At 68.9% G+C, this 22,182-nt stretch carries 22 protein-coding genes; 8 read left to right on the top strand and 14 right to left on the bottom strand.

Features of this window, described 5'->3' with window-relative positions:
• Positions 1-119 precede the first annotated feature (119 nt).
• The 9 genes from ABD893_RS05350 to mshD form a co-directional block, all read right to left on the bottom strand.
• Positions 120-1,466, bottom strand: a complete 1,347-nt coding sequence (locus ABD893_RS05350; protein ID WP_345076516.1) for an FtsX-like permease family protein — start codon at positions 1,464-1,466, stop codon at positions 120-122.
• Positions 1,463-2,341, bottom strand: a complete 879-nt coding sequence (locus tag ABD893_RS05345; RefSeq protein WP_425548344.1) for an ABC transporter ATP-binding protein — start codon at positions 2,339-2,341, stop codon at positions 1,463-1,465. Before ABD893_RS05345 ends, ABD893_RS05350 begins: the two co-directional genes overlap by 4 nt.
• Before the next feature lie 272 nt (positions 2,342-2,613).
• A complete protein-coding gene (gene pstB / locus ABD893_RS05340; RefSeq protein ID WP_345076515.1) occupies positions 2,614-3,399 on the bottom strand; it encodes a phosphate ABC transporter ATP-binding protein PstB in 786 nt (261 codons plus the stop codon).
• 28 nt (positions 3,400-3,427) lie between these two features.
• Positions 3,428-4,591, bottom strand: coding sequence for a phosphate ABC transporter permease PstA (pstA, locus tag ABD893_RS05335; protein ID WP_345076514.1), 1,164 nt, complete (start codon positions 4,589-4,591; stop codon positions 3,428-3,430).
• A 9-nt stretch (positions 4,592-4,600) separates the two neighbouring features.
• Entirely contained in the window at positions 4,601-5,563 is a 963-nt protein-coding gene (gene pstC / locus ABD893_RS05330) for a phosphate ABC transporter permease subunit PstC (RefSeq protein ID WP_345076513.1), read from the bottom strand.
• Between the two features lie 166 nt (positions 5,564-5,729).
• Positions 5,730-6,875, bottom strand: coding sequence for a phosphate ABC transporter substrate-binding protein PstS (locus tag ABD893_RS05325; protein ID WP_345076512.1), 1,146 nt, complete (start codon positions 6,873-6,875; stop codon positions 5,730-5,732).
• 245 nt (positions 6,876-7,120) lie between these two features.
• Positions 7,121-7,768, bottom strand: a complete 648-nt coding sequence (locus tag ABD893_RS05320; protein WP_345076511.1) for a DUF4190 domain-containing protein — start codon at positions 7,766-7,768, stop codon at positions 7,121-7,123.
• A 130-nt stretch (positions 7,769-7,898) separates the two neighbouring features.
• Positions 7,899-8,843 carry an NUDIX hydrolase gene (locus tag ABD893_RS05315; protein ID WP_345076510.1) on the bottom strand — a complete coding sequence of 315 codons (945 nt, stop codon included), beginning with the start codon at positions 8,841-8,843 and terminating at the stop codon, positions 7,899-7,901.
• A 3-nt stretch (positions 8,844-8,846) separates the two neighbouring features.
• Positions 8,847-9,806, bottom strand: coding sequence for a mycothiol synthase (gene mshD / locus ABD893_RS05310; RefSeq protein ID WP_345076509.1), 960 nt, complete (start codon positions 9,804-9,806; stop codon positions 8,847-8,849).
• 170 nt (positions 9,807-9,976) lie between these two features.
• On the opposite strand from mshD, the gene ABD893_RS05305 reads away from it, so the two are divergent.
• The 6 genes from ABD893_RS05305 to ABD893_RS05280 all read left to right on the top strand — a co-directional run bounded on the left by ABD893_RS05305 (position 9,977) and on the right by ABD893_RS05280 (position 15,026).
• On the top strand, positions 9,977-10,726 hold the full coding sequence (locus ABD893_RS05305; protein WP_345076508.1) for a hypothetical protein: 750 nt from the start codon (positions 9,977-9,979) through the stop codon (positions 10,724-10,726).
• A gap of 228 nt (positions 10,727-10,954) precedes the next feature.
• Entirely contained in the window at positions 10,955-11,602 is a 648-nt protein-coding gene (locus tag ABD893_RS05300) for a heme-binding beta-barrel domain-containing protein (protein WP_345076507.1), read from the top strand.
• Complete coding sequence (gene ygfZ / locus ABD893_RS05295; protein WP_345076506.1) at positions 11,595-12,716, top strand: CAF17-like 4Fe-4S cluster assembly/insertion protein YgfZ; 1,122 nt, start codon at positions 11,595-11,597, stop codon at positions 12,714-12,716. The genes ABD893_RS05300 and ygfZ overlap by 8 nt, the downstream gene beginning before the upstream one ends.
• Before the next feature lie 113 nt (positions 12,717-12,829).
• A complete protein-coding gene (locus ABD893_RS05290) occupies positions 12,830-13,264 on the top strand; it encodes a hypothetical protein (RefSeq protein WP_345076505.1) in 435 nt (144 codons plus the stop codon).
• Positions 13,261-14,604, top strand: coding sequence for an FUSC family protein (locus tag ABD893_RS05285; protein WP_345076504.1), 1,344 nt, complete (start codon positions 13,261-13,263; stop codon positions 14,602-14,604). The genes ABD893_RS05290 and ABD893_RS05285 overlap by 4 nt, the downstream gene beginning before the upstream one ends.
• A gap of 104 nt (positions 14,605-14,708) precedes the next feature.
• On the top strand, positions 14,709-15,026 hold the full coding sequence (locus ABD893_RS05280; RefSeq protein WP_345076503.1) for a DUF2516 family protein: 318 nt from the start codon (positions 14,709-14,711) through the stop codon (positions 15,024-15,026).
• A gap of 389 nt (positions 15,027-15,415) precedes the next feature.
• On the opposite strand, the gene fbaA is transcribed toward ABD893_RS05280, so the two are convergent.
• From fbaA to ABD893_RS05265, 3 genes are all read right to left on the bottom strand, one after another.
• Positions 15,416-16,444: a class II fructose-bisphosphate aldolase gene (gene fbaA, locus ABD893_RS05275; RefSeq protein ID WP_345076502.1), complete on the bottom strand. Its 1,029-nt coding sequence runs from the start codon at positions 16,442-16,444 to the stop codon at positions 15,416-15,418.
• Between the two features lie 214 nt (positions 16,445-16,658).
• Positions 16,659-17,330 carry a TrmH family RNA methyltransferase gene (locus tag ABD893_RS05270; protein WP_345077720.1) on the bottom strand — a complete coding sequence of 224 codons (672 nt, stop codon included), beginning with the start codon at positions 17,328-17,330 and terminating at the stop codon, positions 16,659-16,661.
• 23 nt (positions 17,331-17,353) lie between these two features.
• On the bottom strand, positions 17,354-18,067 hold the full coding sequence (locus ABD893_RS05265) for a DedA family protein (RefSeq protein ID WP_345076501.1): 714 nt from the start codon (positions 18,065-18,067) through the stop codon (positions 17,354-17,356).
• A 189-nt stretch (positions 18,068-18,256) separates the two neighbouring features.
• Here ABD893_RS05265 and ypfJ point away from each other — a divergent pair, with 189 nt between their 5' ends.
• The gene (gene ypfJ, locus ABD893_RS05260; RefSeq protein WP_345076500.1) at positions 18,257-19,204 is read left to right on the top strand and encodes a KPN_02809 family neutral zinc metallopeptidase; all 948 of its coding nucleotides are present in this window, start codon (positions 18,257-18,259) and stop codon (positions 19,202-19,204) included.
• A gap of 141 nt (positions 19,205-19,345) precedes the next feature.
• Here the strand turns inward: ypfJ and ABD893_RS05255 are convergent, their stop codons facing one another.
• Entirely contained in the window at positions 19,346-19,945 is a 600-nt protein-coding gene (locus ABD893_RS05255; RefSeq protein WP_345076499.1) for an orotate phosphoribosyltransferase, read from the bottom strand.
• Between the two features lie 100 nt (positions 19,946-20,045).
• Complete coding sequence (locus tag ABD893_RS05250) at positions 20,046-20,894, bottom strand: SDR family NAD(P)-dependent oxidoreductase (protein WP_345076498.1); 849 nt, start codon at positions 20,892-20,894, stop codon at positions 20,046-20,048.
• Positions 20,895-20,959: 65 nt separating this feature from the next.
• On the opposite strand from ABD893_RS05250, the gene ABD893_RS05245 reads away from it, so the two are divergent.
• On the top strand, positions 20,960-21,760 hold the full coding sequence (locus tag ABD893_RS05245; protein ID WP_345076497.1) for an exodeoxyribonuclease III: 801 nt from the start codon (positions 20,960-20,962) through the stop codon (positions 21,758-21,760).
• Positions 21,761-22,182: the final 422 nt, after the last annotated feature.

Below are 22,182 nucleotides of genomic sequence, written 5' to 3'. Positions count from 1 at the left end.
GTCCAGCCTAACGGCCGACTGGCGACCGGTGCGGGCCGGCGGGTGAGCCGACGGACGACCGACCCGGGAAGGGGCCGGTCGTCCGTCGGCGGCATGGAGCTCGGCTCTGATGCCGCGGCTCAGGCGGCGCGCGTCGCGTACCGCTTCACCAGCGGGGAGCCCACCAGCACTGCGGCGATCACCAGGGCATAGGCGCCGAGCACGCTGGCCAGGTATTGCACGGCCATCATCGGGTCGCTCGGTGCGCCGCCGAGGAAGGTGGTCAGCACCAGCAGCGCGGTGCCGGTCGCGATGATCGAGCTGAGGCCCACGGGCACGGCGATCTCGGCGAGCCGGGCGCGGTGCAGCTGGCCCACCTCTGCGCCGGCGATGTGCTGGGCGCGCAGGCGCGGGGCCTGGTCGATGACCCGGGCGGTCTGGGAGACTCCCGTACTGACCGCGGCGAGCACCGCGGCGATCCCCAGGGTGAGCAGACCGCCGGTGGTCATGGCGGTGAACATCATCGCCTCCTCGGGATTGGTGGCTTCGCCGAAGGTGGCCATCATGGTCAGGAACCCGGCGATGACCAGGGCGAAGGTGATCCCGGAGACGGCTCTCCAGCCGGCCCGCGGATCACCGGCCAGGCGTCGAGCCCCGACCAGCAGCGAGGGGGTGGGGGCGGTCTTCGCGAGCGCCAGCGCGGTGACCCACACGATGAAGGGGCCCACCACGTTGATCCCGGCGACGATCGCGGCGATGAACAGGACCATGATCGCGATCATGATCCCGGTGCCCGCTTCTCCCAGCAGCATTCCGCCGACGTTCATGAATGCCACGAATCCCACGATCAGCACGGCCCAGAGCACGACGCGCAGCACGGACAGGCGCATCACCCGCGAGTCGCGGGCCACGCCCAGCGGGCTGAGCACGACCCCGGCGAGGGACACCGCTGCAGAGCCGGCTGCGATCAGCACGAGCGCTACCACCAGCACCGGATAGGACCACACCGGCAGCAGCAGATCGCCAAGGGTGAACGGGGCGATACCGAAGTCGAGGCGGGTCAGGGCCGGCGTCACCGCCACATGGGCTCCGAGGCCGAGGACCGCTCCCAGCAGCGACTGGGCGGCGACGTCGAGCACCGCGACCGAGCCGACCTGCCCGCTGGTCCCCCCGACCAGGCGGATGGCGGCGAGGTCCTGCTCGCGGCGGGCCAGGGACAGCCGCGCGGCGGAGCCGCCGAGCCCGACGGCGCTGGGCACCAGCAGCACGGAGGCGATCAGCGCGCAGATGGCGAGGAACGGCATGACCGATGCCTCACCGGTCATCGGGACCTCTCCCGCAGGGATCCGGCCGACGAAGGCTGCGGAGCCGCCGAGCACCGTCGCGGTGATCGCGGTGGCGGCGGCGAAGGCGATCACGGGCAGGATGTCGGCGAGGGCGCCGCGGCGTCGCAGCAGCAGCGGGGCGGAGGCGAGCAGAGCGCTCATCGGGTCGCCTCGGCAGGTCCGTGCGTTCCGATGGTTCCGTGCGTTCCGGCGGGCTGGTGCATTCCGGCGGGCCGGCGCGTTCCGGCAGGCTGGTGCGTTCCGGTGGGCTCAGCCGCTGCGTCGGGGCGCAGGAACTCCTGGGCGATGCGCCCGTCCTGCATGGTGACGGTGCGGCGGCAGGCGGCGGCGACCTTCGCGTCGTGGGTGACCATCACCAGTGCCGCCCCGGTCTCCCGGCAGGAGTCCACCAGGATCTGCAGCACGGACTGGCCGGTGGCCTGGTCCAGCGCACCGGTGGGCTCGTCGGCGAAGACCACCGATGGCCGGCCGGCGAGCGCCCGGGCGATGGCGACGCGCTGGGCCTGCCCACCCGAGAGCTGGCCGGGGCGGCGGTCATGCATCCCGGACAGGCCCAGGCGGTCCAGCCAGGAGGCCGCCTCGGCGGTCGCGGCGCGGCGCGAGGTGCCGCCGAGCATGCGCGGGAGGATCACGTTCTCGAGCGCGGTGAGCTCGGGCAGCAGCTGGCCGTCCTGGAAGACGAAGCCGAAATCGCTGCGGCGCAGCCGGGTGCGGCGGCGGTCGCCGAGGGTGGCGAGGTCGGTGCCGTCGTGATGGACCGTGCCGGAGGTGGGGGTGAGGATGCCGGCGAGGATGTGCAGCAGAGTCGTCTTGCCGCAACCGGAAGGGCCCATCACCGCGAGCGAGTCGGCGCGGGCGATATCGAGATCCACCCCGTCCAGCGCCCGCGTGGTCGTGCCGCCGGTGCCGTAGCTCTGGAGCAGACTGCGGGCGGAGAGCACCGGGGAGGGACGCATCGGCGACGATGCGGGGCCGGTCGTGAGAACGGAGCGGGTATCAGCGGGGGCGATGTTCATGTCCCCCAGCATCTGCGCCGCGCCTCGAGACGCACATCGGCCCCGGGATCGATATCCCGGGGCCGACGTCAGACCGTGGTCGCAGACGAGCCAGCTCTGCCGCCCCACTCCCCCACCCGCACCCACACCCACACCCACACCCACACCCACACCCTCACGATTCTGCGCTGAGGACCTATCCCGCGGCGGCGGATCGGTCCTCAGCGCAGAATCGTCGAAGTACTGGGAGCGGAGTACTGGGAGCGGACGCCGCGCGGGCCGGGCGCCCCTGGTCAGCCGAAGCGGCCGGAGATGTAGTCCTCGGTCTGCTTGTTCGTGGGGTTGGTGAAGATCGTGTCGGTGTCGTCGATCTCGATGAGGTGCCCGGGCTTGCCGGTGCCGGCGATGTTGAAGAAGCCGGTGCGGTCCGAGACGCGGGAGGCCTGCTGCATGTTGTGAGTCACGATCACGATCGTGTACTCCTGCTTCAGCTCATGGATCAGGTCCTCGATCGCGAGAGTCGAGATCGGGTCCAGTGCCGAGCAGGGCTCATCCATCAGCACCACCTCGGGCTGCACCGCGATGGTGCGGGCGATGCACAGGCGCTGCTGCTGGCCGCCGGAGAGGCCCATCCCGGGCTTATCGAGGCGGTCCTTGACCTCGTTCCAGAGGTTCGCGCCCTTGAGCGCCCGCTCGGCGAGCTCATCGGCGGCGGTGCGGGAGATCCGGCGGTTGTTCAGCTTCACGCCGGCCAGCACGTTGTCGCGGATCGACATGGTCGGGAAGGGGTTCGCCTTCTGGAACACCATGCCCACTCGGCGGCGCACGTTGACCGGGTCGACCCGGGAGTCGTAGATGTCCTCGCCGTTGATCTCGACCTTGCCCTCCGCGTAGGCGCCCGGGATCACCTCGTGCATCCGGTTCAGGGTGCGCAGGAAGGTCGACTTGCCACAGCCGGAGGGACCGATCAGAGCAGTCACCGAACGGGGGCGGATCTGGACGTTGACGCCCTCCACAGCGAGGAAGTCGCTGTAGTAGATGTTGAGGTCCTCGACGTTGATGGGCTGGGGGGCTGCCATCAGGTGTCCTTTCGCGTAGGGCGAGAGCTCAGCGACTGAGCTTCGGGGAGAAGTAGTGGCTGATCATGCGGGCGGCGATGTTGAGCACCATCACGATGACGATCAGGGTGAAGGCCGCAGCCCAGGCTCGATCGATGTTCGTGGAGACCGAGCAGGCGTAGATCTCCTGGTTGACCGGGTTGGTCACCGTATCGCTCATGCAGTTCGCGTTGCCGTTGCGGTACTGCTGGTTGATGAAGGTGGGCAGGGTCGCCATGCGTCCGTCGAACATATTCCAGTTCACGGAGGTGACCATGCCGACAGTAAGCAGCAGCGGGGCGGTCTCGCCGATCACGCGGGCGATGGCGAGGGTGATGCCGGTGGTCAGACCAGCGATCGCGGTGCGCAGCACGACCTTGACGATCGTGAGCCACTTCGGCACGCCGAGGGCGTAGGCGGCCTCGCGCAGATCCATCGGGACCAGGCGCAGCATCTCCTCGCTGTTACGCACCACGGTGGGGATCATCAGCAGGGACAGGGCGACCGCACCCATGAAGCCCATCCGCACGCTCTGGTCCGGCATGAAGGCGATGAACACCGCCAGACCGAACAGGCCCGCGACGATCGAGGGGATGCCGGTCATGACGTCGACCAGGAAGGTGACGCCCTTGCCCAGGGTGCGCTTCCAGCCCTGGTCGGCGTACTCGACCAGGAAGATCGCGGTGAACAGGCCGACGGGGATCGAGATGATCGAGGCCCACAGGGTGATCAGCAGGGTGCCGACGGTGGCGTGGAGGACGCCGCCCGCATCGGCGCCGCCGATGATCCCGGACATGTCCGTCGTCCAGAAGGAGAAGACATCGGGCTTAGCCGCGAGGACGCGGGTCATGCCCTTGCTGACGACCGCCCAGAGCAGCGAGAGCAGCGGGAACATCGAGACTGCGAAGGCGCCGATGACCAGCAGCGTCATCAGGCGATCCATCGCCCACCGCGGTCCTTCCCGCACCAGCGAATAGGTCCAGCCGAACAGCAGGTGCAGCACGAAGCCGAGCAGGATCGCGCTGGCGACCGAGAGCGCGTCGACGATGGACAGCACTGCGACCGCGACCAGCAGTCCGGCGAGGCCGGTGAAGACCAGGTGGTACCAGGGCAGCCGGCGTTCGTCGGTCGATCGGACCGAGAGGGGGGTCTGCACGGAAGTGGAGGAGCTCATGGTGACCTCTCAGCTCTTGGGACCGCTGCGGGCGACGATCCACCGAGCGAGCGCGTTGATGATGAACGTCAGCACGAACAGCACCAGACCGGTGAAGACGAGCAGGGACATGTCCACCCCGGAGGCCTCCGCCTGCTTGGAGGCGATGTTGGCGGCGATCGAGTTGTGGCGACCCACCTCCAGGATGTGGAGCGAGAACGTCGCCCCCGGAGCCAGGATCATGAGCACGGCCATGGTCTCGCCGAGCGCGCGGCCGAGCCCGAGCATCGAGGCGGCGACGACTCCGCCGCGTCCGAAGGGGAGCACGACGGTCCTGATGGTCTCCCAGCGGGTCGCGCCGAGCGCGAGCGCGGCCTCTTCCTGCAGGCGCGGTGTCTGCAGGAACACCTCGCGGGAGACCGCGGTGATGATCGGCAGGACCATCACCGCGAGCACGATCGAGGCGGAGGCGAGGTTGCGCATCGGTGCGGTGGGATCACCCGCGAACAGCGGGATCCAGCCGAAGTAGGTGTTGAGGAAGACGTACAGGGGCTCCATCTTGGGAACCAGCCAGAGCCCGCCCCAGAGCCCGTAGACCACCGACGGCACCGCGGCCAGCAGGTCAATCATGTAGCCCAGGCCCGATGCCATGCGTCGCGGCGCGAAGTGGGAGATGAACAGGGCGATGCCGATGGAGATCGGGATCGCGATGAGCAGAGCGATCCCGGAGGCGAGCACGGTGCCGAAGATCAGCGGCAACGCGGTCTTGATGAGGGAGAACTCCGCGGTGCCCGAGAACTCCTGGCTCGCGATGATCGCCGGCATCGACTCGGTGGTGAGGAAGATCGCCACAGCCGCGAGGGTGATGAAGATGAGGACGCCCGAGCCGATGCTCAGGTAGGAGAAGACCGAGTCGCCGATGCGCCGACCACTGGTCTTCATGGACGCAGGTGGTGCGGTCGCTGATCCCGATTCGACATCAGTGGTGCTCATTGGGGCCTTCCTCAGAGCTCACGGGCGGGTGGGGCAATGCAGGTGGGGCAATGCAGGTGGTGCAGTGCAGGTGGTGCAGTGCAGGTGGTGCAGGGGCGCAGAGTGCCGAGTCACGGGTGCCGCCGGGCCACGAGGGTCCCGGCGGCACACCGTTGTGCAGGGCTGATCAGCCGACGGTGATGCCGTCGATCGCTGCCTGAGCCTCGGTACGCAGCTCCTCGGAGATCGGTGCGGAGCCGGCGTTCTGCTCGCCGACGGCCTGGCCGTCCTCGGAGATGACGTATGAAGCGTAGGCCTTGACGGCCTCGCCCTCGGCAGAGTCGGCGTACGAGCCGCACAGCGCGAGGTAGGAGATAAGGACGATCGGGTAGACGCCCTCCTCGGCGGTGGTGCGGTCCAGGTCCACGACGATGTCGTTCTCGGCGCGGCCTTCCTCGCGCGGGGAGACATCCACGGACTTCGCCGCAGCATCGGAGCTGAAGGGGACGAACTCCTCGCCGACCTGGATGGCGGCGGTGCCGAGGTTGCCGGCCTGCGAGGCGTCGGCGTAGCCGATGGTGCCGTTGCCACCCTCGACCGCGGAGATCAGACCGGAGGTGCCGTCACCGGACTGGCCGCCGTCGATGGGCCAGGTCTCGATCGGGCCATGGGTCCATGCGTCAGGAGCATTGTCCGAGAGGTACTCGGTGAAGTTCTCGGTGGTGCCTGAGTCGTCCGAGCGGTGGACCGGGACGATGGCCAGGTCGGGCAGGGTGGCATCAGGGTTGAGCTCGGCGATCGCCGGATCATTCCAGTTCGTGATGGTCTCGGCGAAGATCCCGCCGATGACCTCGGGCGAGAGGTTCAGCTCCTCGACACCGTCCAGCTTGAAGACGACCGCGATCGGGGAGATGTAGACGGGGAGGTTGAAGGCCTGCTCACCGTTGCACTGCTCGGCGGAGGCTGCGAGCTCCTCCTCGTCGAGAGCGGCGTCGGTGCCTGCGAACTTCACCTGACCGGCGAGGAACTGCTCGCGGCCGGTGCCGGAGCCGGTGGCATCGTAGGTGACCTGGATGTCGCCACCCTCGGCGCCGACGAGGCCCATGAAGGACTCGGTCCACGCGTTCTGGGCGTTCTGCATGGAGGACGCACCGGAGCCGGCCAGGTTGCCGGTCAGCTCGGCGTAGCCGCCGCTGGCTGCCGCGCCGCCGTTGTCGGAGCCGGCGTTGCCGCTGGTGTCCTCTGCGGCGCCGCCGCCACAAGCGGTCAGCGCGAGGCCGCCGACGAGTCCGAGTGCGGCGAGCGAGACGAGCTTGTTCTTGCGAACCTTCACTGCGAGTCCTTTCGGGGCCGGGGCCCGCGGATGCTGTCCTACTGGAAGTTCTGACAGCGAGGACGCTAAGGAGGACAGATGACGGGCCGCCCGCTCTCGCATGAACAGCAGGTGAACTCCCCACAGGACAGCATGAAACCGCAGGCCAGAAGCAGGATACGGATAGGTCACAGTACTGCGCGTCATGGTGACAGACAGTGCCTTGGCCCACCGTGGGCAGTCACTGCATGCGCCTGCGGGACGAGTCAGGCGGACGAGGCGGCGCCGGCGCCGATTGCGATGATGACAAAGAGGATGTAGAGCACGAGGAACAGGAACGGGATCAGGCCGACCAGGGACATCACCAGTCCGGCGATCGTGAGGCCGCGGCCGCCCTTGCGGTGCGTCGCGTGGGGTCCCGTCTCCTTCATTCCCATCGCGGCGAAGATGATGCCGATCGGCGCGGTCAACCCGGCGCACATGGTCAGCGACAGCAGGCCCAGCACGAAGCCGGTGATCCCCGCTCCGGAGCTCGGCAGCGGAGGCGTGTAGGACCCATATCCGGGAGGCCCGGACGGGCGGGACCCGTACTGCTGCGGCGGATACTGCTGCGAGGGGTCGTAGGAGGCGACGGAATACCCGCCCGACTGCGCCGGGGCGGAATCGCCGAAGACGGGGCCGAACCCGTCGGCATCCAGCGGGTCGCTCGCAGACGAGCCCGCGAAATGCAGGTCCGCTGCGTAGGGGTCGACGCCGCCACCCACCGCATACGGGTCCTGCGAGGACACCCCTGCCGAGGAGTAAGGATCCGGGTCACTGCCGTAGGAGGACCTTCCGCCGCGCCCCTCACCGGTGGATCCGCTCCCGGTCGCGCCGGTGTAGTCCGGCAGCCCGCCTCCGTAGCCTGCGCTCATCTCTGTTCGTGCCCTTCCCCTGGCCCCTGGTCCGCCACTGTCATATCCGTCGTGCCTGTCATGCTCTTCGCGCTCGGCGTGCCTGGCACGCGCGGTGCGCCCGGCACGCTCAGTGCGCTCGGTGCGCTCGTCATCCGATGTTCGGCAGGTGCCGCTCGATCGCGACCACCGTGCCACCGGACGTGGTGTGCAGCAGCAGCGCCTCCCCGGCGGCGAGGAACGGGTCCTCCCGCGGCAGCTCGAGCGCCGCGCCCTGCTGGGCGACTGCCCGCACCGACTCGATCACCGTGGGCAGCACCGGGCGATGGGTGCACACCACCGTGGGACGCGCCTCGCGCAGCACCCGATCGATCACCGCTGCGGTGCGCGAGGGGTGCGCGGTGTGCGCCGCCTCGGTGAGCTGGTCCTTGGTCCGCACCTTCAGTCCTTCGACCTTGGCCAGCGGCTCGACGGTGGCCAGGCAGCGCTGCCAGGGGCTGCTCACCACGCTGGCCGGGTCGAAGGCGTCCAGCAGCGCAGGCAGCGCCTGGGCCTGCTTCCTGCCCTTGCTGTTCAGCGGCCGTGCCTCCTCGCCCTTGCGCCACTTCGCCCGCGAGACGGCAGCGCCGTGACGCTGGATGATGATCGGCACGGTCTTCAGCTCGTCGGCCTCCAGGAAACGGCGCAGCGACACCAGCGGCACCTGGTCGCCCTGCCGGGTGACCAGCCGCTCCGCCTCGTCGAGCGGCACCCAGCGCACGTCATCGACTTCGCCCCGGTCCTTGGGGCCGGGAGCAACCTTCGCCCTCACGGTGGCCGTCCAGTACTGGACGATCTTGGTACGGCCGTCGGGCAGCAGGTACACGGAGGCCGGGAGCGGCCGATGCAGGCGCACCCGATATCCGGTCTCCTCGGCGACCTCGCGCACCGCCGCGGCGGGGAAGGTCTCCCCCTTGTCCAGCTTCCCCTTGGGGATCGACCAGTCGTCATAGCGGGGGCGGTGGATCAGCAGCACCTGCACCCCGTCGCCCTTCTCCCGCCAGGCGAGAGCACCGGCGGCGAGCACGGGAGGCGGCTTCCCGGGAGCGACGAGCATCGATCAGGCCTTCTCTGCCGGGCGCATCTGCACGTCGCGGCCCGAGACGGTGAAGCCCCAATTCTCGTAGAGCCGCAGCGCCGGGGTGTTGTCGGCCTCGACATAGAGCTCCACGCCCGGGACCCCGTCCTCCTGCAGACGCGCCAGGCTCGTGGCCATCAGCAGTCCCGCCACGCCGTGGCCCTGGACCGAGGGATCGGTGGCGACCACGTAGATCTCGGCGTCCTGGGTGCGGTCCCCGGGGTGCTCACGCTTGACCCAGACGAATCCGACCAGCTCGTCGTCGCGCAGCGCGACCAGCATGTCCTCGGCGTCGAACCACGGCTGGGCGAGCCGCTGGTCGAGGTCCGCACGGGTGAGCGCGCCCTGCTCGGGATGACCGGCGAAGGCTCGGGAGTTCACGGTGACCCAGCGTTCGGCGTCACGATCTGCCTCGAAGCTCGCCAGGCGCAGCCCCTCGAGGGCCGAGGCGGGGATCGCAGGCAGCGGCTGCGTCGCCTCCAGGCTCCGGTGCAGGGTCAGCAGGCGACGAGTCTCCTGCAGGCCCGCGGCGGAGAGGAAGGCGAGGGACCCCTCGAGCGCCCCATGCGCCCATACCCCTGCGTCAGCATGCAGATCGAGCGCCTCGCGCAGCACGGCAGCGCCATGGCCGCGGCGCCGGTGCGCGGGGTGGACCATGCCCTGGACGGTGCCATCGGCCAGCACGCTCGCATAGGCGAACAGTGCTGTCCGGGCGCCGTGCCCAGCGGTCCCATCCTCAGCATTCCCCTGCTCAGCAGTCCCACCCTCAGCAGTCCCGTCCTCAGCCGACCCTTCGAGCATCAGGTGCTGTGCACTGTCGCCGTCGAGCGCGAGCAGAGCCGCCTCGTCGAGGGCAGAGACGCCATCGTGCTGCGAGACCGTCGCGAGCAGTTCGCGGACGGCATCTCGCTGGGTCGCCGACAGGGCGGCCGTGATGATCATGGGGTCCTTCCGGGGACTGTGCAGCAGTGCTGTTCTCCTCCAGCCGACGGCCGGATGAGGTGCACGAGTATGCCGCCACCTGCGGGCACTCGTAGACTGCCACTGTAGCGCCCGACATGGACCCCTCGTCGGCGTGACCTGAGACCGGAATCGACTGCCTGGGAGGACCTGTGACCGCTCCCGAGCGCGCTCCCCTGGGTGCCGCCCTCGCGCTGCTGATGAGCGTGGTCTCGCTCACTGGGACGATCTCCCCCGCGCTGATGGCCGCGACCGTGGCGTTGCTCTCCCTGCTGATCGGGCTGGCCTGGCCGACACTGCTCGAACTGCCCTCCCCCGGCGGCACCCGTCTCGTGGTCGCCGGCACCGGGATCCTCGGCGCACTGGTCACCGTGCTCGCTCCGGAACGGTTCACGCCGATCTCCGGGGTGGTGATGGTGTGCGCGGCCGGAGTGTTCGCCTCCTTCGTGCACGAGATGCTGCGATCCGAGCGGCGAGAGCTCACCGAGTCGCTCACCGGGACGGTCGCCGGGGTGTTCGTGGTCGGGATCGCCGCCTGCTGGGTGATCGCCCAGACCGGAGCAGTCGCCGCAGATGCGGGCATGCTGGTGACGGCGATCTCCGCCGGTCTCGCCGGCACGCTGCTGCTGAACACGACCCCGCTCCCCACAGCCGTGCGCTTCCTGGTATCCACACTGGTGGGGACCGCAGTCACCGCGGTGCTTGCGGTCACCCTGGCCGGAATCGCACCGCTGTTCGCAGTCGGTGCGGGACTGGTCACCGCGATCGGGGCCAGCAGCGCCCACCTGCTCGTCGGCTCGTCATTGGTCGCGAAGGAGCCGGTCCCCTCGCTCGCGGTCGCGGCAGTGCCGGTGGCGACCGTCGGAGTCGTCGCCCATCTGCTGGTGCTGCTGCTCGCCTGAGCCCTCCGCAGGAGCTGCCCGCACCCGGTCGAGATGCTGCTTCGCTGCCCGGCCGTGATGCCGTGCGCAGCTGCCTCCTTCTGAGCCTCCAGGGCGATAGACTGTGCAGCATGTCCGCGCTCTCACTGCTCTTCATCGCCCTCGTCGTCCTGGTGGGCGTCGGCACGCTCGCCTTCGCCGTCCTGGTGCTCACGCGACTGTTCAACCGCTGAGCGACCTGCGGCACCGATGCCCATCACGCTCGACACCTCACTTCCCGAGTCGCTGTACCCCCTCGCCTGGCTGATCGGCAGCTGGGAGGGCAGCGGCGCGATCCAGCAGCCTGATCAGGACGTCCCCGACGCCCGCATCGAGCAGCAGCTGGAATGCACGGCCGCCGCCGACGGCACCCTGCAGTGGCGCTCGCTGATCCATCGCGTCGACCTGCCCGCTCCCCTGCCGCCCACCAGCGTCTTCGCCCGCGACGAGGCGGAGGATCCCACCGGCTCCGCGCCCGTGGCACAGGGCTCTGGGGAGCGCACTCTCCTGCACCGCGAGGAGGGGACATGGACCGTCGGCGAGCTGCTGCCCGGTCAGGACCACTCCGTCTCCGAGGCTGCGAAGCCCGGCACCCCCGCCAGCTTCCTGTCCCACCGGCTCGATGCCCGGCTCACCCGCCGCGGCGAGAGCCCGGAGGCGTGGGCCGGCGAGGTTCGCGGCCCCCGGGTCCAGCTGGCGCTCCGCGACACCGGCGGGGAGATCACCGATACCCGCATGTTCGGGTACGTGCGCGGCCAGCTGATGTGGCTGTGGGAGCGTCGCCTCCCCGTGCCAGGCGGCACCCCCGGCGAAACCTCGATGGCCCCCTATCTCTCCTTGGAGCTGCACCGTGTCTGATCCTGTCCGCGTCATCCGTCCCCTGCTGAGCACCCGTGCGGTGCTCGGGGAAGGTCCCGATGCGGGAGTGCCCGCCCACTACGGGGCGCCCCTGCGCGAGCAGCGGCACCTGCTGGACGGGACCGCAGTGGTCGACCTCGGTCACTTCGAGCTGCTCGAGGTCCGCGGCGCGGATGCCCGCAGCTGGATGACCACGGTCACCACCCAGGTCCTCACCGGCACCCCCGTCGGTTCCTCCTCCTCGCTCGCGGTGCTGTCCCCCCAGGGCCGCGTCGAGCACCTGGCCTCCGCCGTGGTGCTCGAGGAGGACGCCGTGCTGCTGGTGCTCGACCCCGGCGCCCGGGCAGGGCTCCGCCACTACCTGGAGATGATGCGCTTCGCGGCCCGGGTGGAGCTGACCGACCGCGACGATCTGCGTATCCTCGGCGCCCTCTCCCCCGCCCCCGAAGTGCTGCCCCAGCTGGGCCTGCCCGATCCCGTCGCCGTCTGGTCCGAGCCCTGGCCGCAGATCGCCCCGGGCGGTGTGGCCTACGGCCCCGATCCGGAGGACCCGGTGGGCGCCGTCCTCACCGTCTTCGAGGCCGCCGCGATCGAGCAGCTGCCCTGGCAGAGCGCGCACCTGGCCGGGATGAGCTCCTGGGAGGCGCTGCGGATCGCTGATCACCGCGCCCGCGGCGCTCGCGAGGTGGACGAACGCTCCATCCCCCATGAGCTGGACCTGCTGCGCACCACCGTGCACACCACCAAGGGCTGCTACCGCGGCCAGGAGACGGTCGCGAAGGTCCTGAACCTGGGCCAGCCGCCACGCCGGCTGGTCATGCTCCACCTCGACGGATCCCAGGATCTCCCTGCCGCGCCCGGCGGCGAGATCCGGCTCGGCGACTCCGAGGGGAAGGTCGTCGGGACCGTCACCTCGACGGCTCTGCATGCCGATCTGGGCCCGATCGCCCTGGCAGTGGTGCGCCGTGCCGTCCCACTGGATGCGGGGCTGTCGGTCCAGGTCCCCCTGGGCGACGCCGACGGCGAGATCTCGTGGGTGTGGATCGATGCCTCTCAGGAACCGATCGTGCTGCCCAGGGAACACGGTGGCCGTCCGGCCACCGCCAAGCTCTGAAAGAGCCACCTCCACGACAAAAGAGCCACCTCCACGACGCCCTCACGGTTCCGCCACCCCTCTTCTACGCAGCAGCCCGGCGCACAGGCCGCCCAGCTGGAACAATGGGCGGCATGAGAGCTGAAGGTGACGAGCAGGACTGGAGCCGGCACCGCCGTGAGGCGTTCGAGGTCAAGGAGCAGGCGATGCGGGCCGCCCGCCTGCTCGAGCACGAACAGGCCACCGCGATGATCCGCGAGGCCGTCGGCCGCTTCCATGCCGCCGGCATCCCGCCTGTCTCGCTGCGAGCCCGCCCGTTCCAGGGCGCCGGCACCCTCCGCACCGGACTCGAGGGCTGGTATCTCAAGAAGGATCGCAGCCTCGCGGTCGATGCCGACGGCCACTACTACGTCATGCGGGTCGATGGCGGCCTGCGGTCCCGGCTGCGCGGCGCCGCTCCGGCCCCGAGCTCTGCCCCGCTGATCGTCGGCCGCGGCGGTCGCGACGGGGACTCCTTCCGCCTCGAGGAGCTGCTCGAGATGCGGCTGCAGGACCCGGTGCCCGCATGACCCCGCAGCCACCTCGCAACGACGCCCCCGGCGGCGCTCCCCGCTCAGCCACCCCCACCGGCTCCCTGCCCGCGGTGCCGATTCTCGACCGGGTCCGCGGGACCGTGAGCAGATGGTTCCTCCAGGGAGTCTCCCGCGGCCGCTCCGATGTGCTCACGGTGGGTCGCGCTGCGACCGCAGCCGCCCTGGCGTACCTGGTCAGCGGCTTCCTCTGGAATCACGAGCACCCCTTCTTCTCCTCGATCGTCGCCTTCATCATCATCGGCTTCGGCATCGAGAAGAAGATGCGCAAGATCGTCGAGATGTCCTGCGGGGTGATGCTCGGGGTGCTGCTGGGTGAGGTCGCCCGGGCAGTGGTCGGCTCGGGGACCTGGCAGATCCTGGTCGTGGTGTTCTGCGCCGGGATGCTGGCCCGATTCATCGACTCCAGCAACCTCTTCGGATTCCAAGTGGCGATCCAGTCGCTGCTGGTGATGATCATGCCCGTCACCCCCGGCATGACGCCCGGTGGGCGAGCGCTGGACGCCGTCACCGGTGTCGTGGTCGCGATCATCATCCATCTGCTGCTCTCCGGCGATCCTCGCCGGCTCCAGTCCCGGGCGGCGTCCTCCTTCTACCGGGAGCTGGAGGACACGCTGGTGAGCCTGGCACTCTCTGCACGCAGCGGCGACCGCGGCGTCGCACAGGCGGCGCTGAAGAACCTCCGCGGGGTCTCCCAGAAGTACACCGACGAATGGTCCCTCGCCAATGACGTCGCCAACGAGATGGCGACCTTCTCCCCCTCCGGGCTGCGCCACGCCGACGACGTGAACCGGCTGCAGCATCTGCTGGTGGGCTCCGACCGGGCGATGCGGAACATGCGCGTGATCGCACGGCGCGAGGTGGAGTTCCTCGAAGCGGTGCGCGGCGACGCCCACTCACGGCTCGCCGATGCGCTGCTGGCCGCCCGCGATGCAGTGCTCGAGCTCAGCAACGCTGTCTCGCACGAGGAGGTCGACTTCACCGAAGCACGGCGGAAGCTGCGCCTGTTCTGCTCCTACCTCTCCCCCGAGATGCTGCTGCGCAACGATGAGGGGATGCGCCCGGGCCGTGCCGGGCACTTCGAGGGCGTGACCCTGACGATCCAGCTGCGCTCCCTCGCGATCGACCTGCTGCAGGCCACCGGGCTCAGCGCCGCGGAGGCCAAGCAGTTCCTGCCGAGCCTGGTGGTCGCCGCGGACGGCGATGCGATCGGGCCCCGCCCGATGACGATGGAGATGCGCGCCCTCGAGCCGCCGGCCACCACCGAGGCGCTCGAACTGCTGATCACCGACCGCTCGGATCCCGACCGCCGACGCTGAGACCTGCCCTCAGGGCTGGAGCCTGCGCGTCATGCTGGCTGCAGACTTGGCGTGTACGTGCTCGGGTCCGGGAACTGCCCAGCCTCCACCCGTATCCTGAAACGATGATCGCCCTCATCCAGATGTGGATCTTCCTCGTGCTCGCCGTCGCCCTGCTGGCGATCGAGCTCTGGGCGTTCGTCAACGCCCTGCGCTTCCGCCCCGATGCCTATGTCGCCGCGAGCAAGCGGAGCAAGGTGTTCTGGTGCGTGCTGACCGGCGTCGCCGTGCTGCTGGGCTTCCTCTCGCTCCCCTATCCCATCGGCGGAGGCAGCTCGATGCTGTTCATGCTCGGCGGCGTGATCATCGCAGGCATCTTCCTGGCCGACGTTCTGCCCGCGCTGAAGCGGGTCATGGGCCGCGCCCAGGGCAACCGCTGGTGACCCGCGACTGATCTGCACGGCGGCCCCCGCACTCCACACGCCCGCGCCCCACGCGACGTCGAGTACTGGCGCCAGAGAGCACGCTCCGGCTATATAGCCAGTGCGCATCACCCAGAGCCCGTACTCGACGAGAGCCGAGCACGCCGGCGCCGCATTCTGCCTCTGGTACGGACCCACGTGCGGCAGGCCCGTGTGCAGCTGACGCAGAACGGGACCCCAGAGCCGAAGCCCTGGGGTCCCGTGGAGTGGTGAGCCGATCAGCTCAGCTCAATCCGTCGATCGATCAGCTCAACTGCCTGATCTCCTACCGACTCGTCCCTCGTCAGTACGTCGATCGATCAGCTCAACTGCCTGATCTCCTACCGACTCGTCCCTCGTCAGTACGTCGATCAGGCCTGGTGCGTGCCTGCGGAGCGGAGGTTCTCCGCCGCCTCGACCAGACGTGCGGCCAGTCCAGCCTCAGCCTTCTTGCCCCAGGCGCGGGGGTCGTAGGCCTTCTTGCTGCCGACCTCGCCGTCGATCTTCAGGACGCCGTCGTAGTTCTCGAACATGTGCGAGACCACGGGGCGGGTGAAGGCGTACTGGGTGTCGGTGTCGATGTTCATCTTGATGACGCCGTTGTCGACCGCGGTGCGGATCTCCTCGAGGGAGGAGCCCGAGCCGCCGTGCATCACGAGGTCGAACGGCATGTCCTTGCCGTACTCCGCGCCGACGGCCTTCTGGATGTCCAGGAGGATCGACGGGGTCAGCTTGACGTTGCCCGGCTTGTACACCCCGTGCACGTTGCCGAAGGTCAGCGCCGTCAGGTAACGGCCGCGCTCGCCCAGACCGAGCTTGGCGGCGGTCTTCATGCCGTCCTCGGGGGTGGAGAAGAGCTTGTCGTTGGAGACATCGGCGACCACGCCGTCCTCCTCGCCGCCGACGACGCCGACCTCGATCTCGAGGATCTTCTTGGCTTCGACGGACTTCTCGAGCAGACGCTCGGCGATCTCGAGGTTCTCGTCGACCGGCACGGCGGAGCCGTCCCACATGTGCGACTGGAAGAGCGGGTTCAGGCCCTTCTTCACGCGGTTCTCGAGGTCCCACTCGATCAGCGGCTCGACCCAGGTGGGCAGAACCTCCTTGGCGCAGTGGTCGGTGTGCAGCGCGACGTTGATCGGGTAGTTCTTGGCGACGGCGTGCACGAACTCGGCGAGCGCGATCGAGCCGGCGACGCGGTCCTTGACGGTGGAGCCGGAGAGGTACTCCGCGCCGCCGAAGGACACCTGGATGATGCCGTCGGTGTTCGCCTCGGTGAAGCCCTGCAGGGCTGCGATCGCGGTCTGCGAGCTCGAGACGTTGACTGCGGGGTAGGCGAACTTGCCTGCCTTCGCGCGATCGATCATCTCTGCGTACTGATCCGGGGTTGCGACTGCCATGAGGCACTCTCCTTCGCTGACGGGGTGGGAGACGACCGGCGGAACATGCCCGCGCAGGGTCGTTCTATCGCCCTCATTGTTCCACAGCGGACGGAACGCTTCCTGTCCGCAGGTCCCCGTGGACAGTTCCCCGGACCGGCACCCTCGTGGTACCTCGGAAAGGACGCAGCTCGAGGAAGATCACGGCAGGCGAGCACGCCCGGTACGACCGAGTTCAGCGCAGGGGACCCTCGGGGATCTCAGCGTGCTGCAGGATCCAGCTGTGCATCGCGACCGCGGCGGCCGCGGCGACGTTGATGGAGCGGGTCGAACCGAACTGGCTGATGCCGACGACGAGGTCCGCGGCGGCGAGGATCTCGGCGCTCACGCCGGGGCCTTCCTGACCGACCACCAGCACCGCGTTACGCGGCAGTGCGGTCCGCTCGATCGGCAGAGCACCTTCGACCAGGTCGATCGCGACGAGCGGTCGTCCCTCGTCACGGGCCCAGTCGATGAGATGCTGCGCATCGGGATGGTGGATCTCGTGCTGGTAGCGGTCGGTGACCATCGCGCCGCGACGGTTCCAGCGGCGCCTGCCGACGATGTGGAAGGCGCCGACGGCGAAGGCGTTGGCGGTGCGCACCACGGAGCCGATGTTCGCGTCGTGCTCGAGGTTCTCGATCGCGACGTGCAGCTCGTGGCGGTGGGTGTCGAGCTCAGCGGTGATCGCCTCGCGGCGCCAGTAGCGGAAGTGGTCCTCGACGTTGCGGCGGTCCCCGTGCTCGAGCAGCTCGGGGTCGAGGTGCGCATCGTCGGGCCAGGGCTGGGGATGCGGCCCGACGCCGACTTCGCGCGCTGCGGCGGGTGCGGAGTCGGCGGCCGCGTCGGCTGGTCCTGTCGCGTCGATGCCGCGAGCTGAGTCGGTGCCGGTCACCGGTCCTCGGTCCGCTGGTACCCGTCTTCCTGCGTGTTCTCTCGAGGCTGGTCCGCCGCCTCCTCCTCGAGGTACTTCTCGTCGGGGTCCGGGAGTCCCAGTTCGCGTCGCTTCTTCTCGCGCAGGATCAGCTTGACCAGGAACCAGAGGATCACCAGCGCGATGATGGCGTAGACGACGTTGGAGAAGAGGCCTGTGTACGGCTCGATCACGGTCCAGTTGCTGCCCATGTAGTAGCCGATGGTCAGGAAGATCGAGTTCCAGATCGCGCTGCCAGCAGCGGTGAGCAGGGTGAACATCCCGACCGGCATGGCATACAGGCCCGCCGGGATGGAGATCAGCGAGCGCACACCGGGGACGAAGCGACCGAAGAAGATGGCCTTGTGTCCGTGCTTGTCCATGAACGCGACGGACTTGTCGTAGTCCTCGACGTGCACCAGCGGCAGCCAGATGACGATCTTCCGCAGCCGCTCAGGGCCCAGCGCCCGGCCGATGCCGTAGAGCAGCCAGGCCCCCACCACGGAGCCCGCCACCGACGCCAGCAGCATCAACCAGTAGGAGTTGCTCGGGCCTGCCGCCGCCACACCCGCCAACGGGAGGATCACCTCAGAGGGGATCGGGGGGAACAGATTCTCCGCGAAGATCAGCAGGAAGACTCCGAAAGCACCGAAGCTGTTCATGGTCTCGACCGCCCAGTCGACGATGTTCATGCAGGTCTCCTCGCGAAGCGGGTGCTGATGGGGCGGACCTGTCCGGGGGCGCTGAGCGCACGGTCCGGTCCGCGCTCAATGCTATGCGGTGGCGAGTGCTGACCGAGTGACCGGCCGGTCACGTCCTCAGGACCTTCACTGTCACTATTCCACCTGCTCACACCGCACGTTCAGGTCTACTCTGTGCGCATGACCTTCAACCCGAATGCGGAGATCCGCTCAGACAATGTCTCCGCTGCTGGTGGCGGAGGTGGCGGAGGCGGCTTCCGGCCCCGCAGAGGCGGTGGGCGTGGCGGCCGCGGCCTGAAGCTCGGCGGCGGAGGCGGCTGCTTGCTGCTGGTGATCGTGATCATCTACGCGGTGATGGGCGGCAACCCGCTGGACCTGCTGGGCGGCAGCTCGTCCCCGCAGGGTCAGGAGCAGGGCCCTGTCGCTGAAGGCAGTTCGCTTGAACACTGCCTCACCGGCGCCGATGCGAACGAGCGGGACGACTGCCTCGTGCAGGCGACGATCGAATCCGGTGATTCCCTGTGGTCACAGCTGGGGCCGGACTCCGGCATCCAGTTCTCCGAGCCCCAGGGGCTCGTGTTCACCGAGTCTGTCCAGACGGGCTGCGGCGCCGCGACCGCGGATGTCGGCCCCTTCTACTGCCCTGCCGACGCCACGATCTACGTCGACACCACCTTCTTCGACTCTCTGTCGAGCCAGTACGGCGCCGACGGCGGGCAGCTGGCGAAGATGTATGTGGTCGCCCACGAATATGGCCACCACATCCAATATCTTTCCGGCTCGATGCAGGGAGCGGACCGTTCAGAGACCGGGCCGCAGTCCGACGCGGTCCGGCTCGAGCTGCAGGCCGACTGCTTCGCCGGGGTATGGGCGCACCACGCCGCGAACACCGTGGACGACGAGGGCAACGCGATGCTCTCCCCGCTCACCGATAAGGACATTTCCTCAGCGCTCTCCGCAGCAAGTGCTGTGGGCGATGACCACATCCAGGGCGAGGTGGCGGGCGGCCAGGTGCGACCGGAATCCTGGACCCATGGCTCCTCCGAGCAGCGCCAGGCGTGGTTCACCACCGGCTATGAGCAGGGCACAGTGCAGTCCTGCGACACCTTCGCTGCAGGCACCGTCTGATCGACGTGCTGACGAGGAACGAGCCGGCAGGAGATCAGACAGCAGGCGCAACCTGATCGACGTGCTGACGAGGAACGAGTCGGCAGGAGATCAGACAGAAAGCAGCGTCTGGTCGACGAACTCCGAGTGGGCTGAGCCCTCTCAGATCTCCAGCTCGGAGATGTCGTAGGCCGCAAGGTAGCGGTACCCGGCGGCTTCGACAGCTTCGCGAGAGGCATCGGAACGGTGGACGATCACAGCGACCGCGGCGATCTCTGCGCCGGCTTCGGTGAGCGCCTCGCAGGCGGTCAGCACACTGCCGCCGGTGGTGGAGGTGTCCTCGACCGCGATGACGCGTCGGCCGGTGACGTCAGGGCCTTCGATGCGACGCTGCAGGCCGTGCGCCTTGTTGGCCTTGCGCACCACGAAGGCGTCCAGCGCGTCCATGGTCTCGTCAGCTGCGGAGGCATGGAGGATCGAGGTGGCCACCGGATCGGCGCCCAGGGTCAGTCCGCCCACCGCGTCGATCCCGGGAACCAGTCCCTCGCGGCGCAGCAGGTCCAGCATCACGCGTCCCACCAGCGGGGAGGCTTCGTGGTGGAGGGTGATGCGGCGCAGGTCGACGTAGTGATCGGCTTCGGCGCCTGAGGAGAGGATCACGTGACCACGCACCACGGCGAGGTCGCGAATGAGGATTCGCAGGCGCTCGCGGGCGTGCTCGATGGGGAGGGGCTGGGTGGAATCAGTGCTGGTGCCGGGCATGCGGCCAGAGTAATCGACCGAGCGGCGACAGCGCGGAGAGGCCCACGTCGGGCGCTGGAGCGGCGGGGCGACCAGGGCCGTACCGGCAGGTCGTGGCCTACTACGCCTCGTCCTCGCGCTGCCACGGCGCATGCAGGTTGCGTCGCGAAGCCTTCCGGAGGGAGCGTTTCACGGTGCGGGACTGCATCCGGCGGTACCAGTCCGGGGAGGTGAGGGCACGGATCAGCGGTCGCGGCGCGATCCGGGAGAACTCGCTGGCGGTGCGGTACTTCACCGAGGGGATCGACAGCACGTTGCCCTTGGCGGTGTCCTTGAGGGCCTGCTCGACCACATACGGTGCCTTCAGCCAGGTGATCCGTGGCAATCCGTCCACACTCATCGAGGCCCGTTCATGGAATTCGGTCTGCACGAATCCGGGCAGCAGCGCGGTCGCTGTCACGCCGGTGCCTTTGAGCTCCATCGCGAGAGATTCGGTGAACACGGTGACCCAGCTCTTGGAGGCGGCGTAGGGGCCGGCCGTGGTGTAACCGGCCAGGGAGCTGACATTGAGTATCGCACCCTTGCGGCGCTGCACCATGGTGCGGGCCGCGGCGTGGGAGAGCACCAGCACGGCCTTCATCAGGGTGTCCATCTGCTTCTCATGGTCATCCACGCCCACTTCGAGGAACCCTCCTCGCAGCCCATAGCCGGCGTTGTTGACCAGCAGGTCCACCCGTTCGACGGGATCGGTGAGGCGGATCGCAACGCGTTCGAGCTGCGGACGGTCCGAGAGGTCTGCGGCGAGCACCTCGACGGTGACCTTGTGGACGTCTCGAATCTGCTCGGCGACGGCGCCGAGTCGATCCTGGTCGCGAGAGACCAGCACGAGATCATGCCCGGTCCCGGCCAGCTGCCAGGCAAATTCGAGTCCCAGTCCGGAAGTGGATCCGGTGACGAGTGCGCGCGCCATAGTGCGAGTTTACGACTCTTCGGGCGGGACTGCGGACGACTTCGGTCCCCCGTAGGATCGGTGCCATGCGCATCGCCACCTGGAACATCAATTCGCTGCGGGCCCGGATGGATCGGGTGCTCGCCTTCCTCGAGCGGTACGACGTCGACGTGCTCGCCCTCCAAGAGATCAAGGCCAAGCCCGAGCAGCTGGATCTGACCGCACTGGAAGAGGCGGGCTATGAGGTCGCCGCGCACGGCCTGAACCAGTGGAATGGGGTGGCGCTGATCTCCCGCGTCGGCCTCACCGATGTGCGCACCGAGCTCCCTGCCGTGCCCAGCTTCCCGGAGGACGAGACCGGTGTGGTCGAGGCGCGTGCGCTCGGCGGCGTGGTCGGGGACGGGCTGCGGATCTGGTCGCTGTATGTGCCCAACGGCCGCGAGATCGACCACCCCCATTACGCCTACAAGCTGCGCTGGTACGAGGCGCTGCGCGCTGAGGGCGCCCGCGAACTCGCGGAGAATCCTTCGGCCCGAGCCGTGCTGGTAGGTGACTTCAACGTCGCCCCGCTCGATGAGGACGTCTGGGACATGGCCTTCTTCGAGGACAAGACCCACGTGACCGCGCCGGAGCGCGCCGCGTTCCAGTCGGTGGTCGATGCCGGCTACGCCGATGTGATGCGCGCCGACCATCCGGGGCCCGGCGTGTACACCTATTGGGACTACCAGGCGCTGCGCTTCCCGAAGAAGGAGGGCATGCGGATCGATTTCGTGCTCGGCTCCCCCGCTGTGCAGTCCGCGGTGACCGGCTCCTTCATCGACCGCGAGGAGCGGAAGGGCAAGGGCGCCTCGGACCACGCGCCCGTGGTGGTGGACCTGGAGTTCTGAGCGGACGCACCGGGGGCGCCGCGCTGGCGTGCCCTGCGTGTGCCTCGCTGGTCTTCTCGGCGTGCGCCGCACTGGCGTACTCGGTGTGCGCCTCGCAGAAGAGGGCCCGCGCCTCACGCGGGATCGGCGCACAAAAAATGGAGCGGCGTCGCGATCTCTCGCGGCGCCGCTCCGGACGAGCCGTTTGCATCGGGATCAGGCGTACACGTGTTCTAGCTGCGGTGGCGCTTTCGACGCCTCACAGCCGGTCCGTTGCGGGGACCAGTCGTACGTGGGTTCCGGTGCTGGTATTCGTCGTTGTGCAGATCACACTACGCGCCCGTCGTCAGGTGCGCAAGGTCCTGGGTCCGGTGGACCGTTCCTCCACACACCAGGGTTGTCCACCGTCTCCGAGCGGACCGGTCCGCCTCTCCGGAATGCGG

The sequence above is a fragment of the Brachybacterium paraconglomeratum genome (assembly GCF_039541415.1).
GTDB lineage: Bacteria > Actinomycetota > Actinomycetes > Actinomycetales > Dermabacteraceae > Brachybacterium > Brachybacterium paraconglomeratum_A.
Note: the sequence above shows the minus strand (reverse complement) of the source record. Positions and strands in the feature narration are given on the sequence as shown.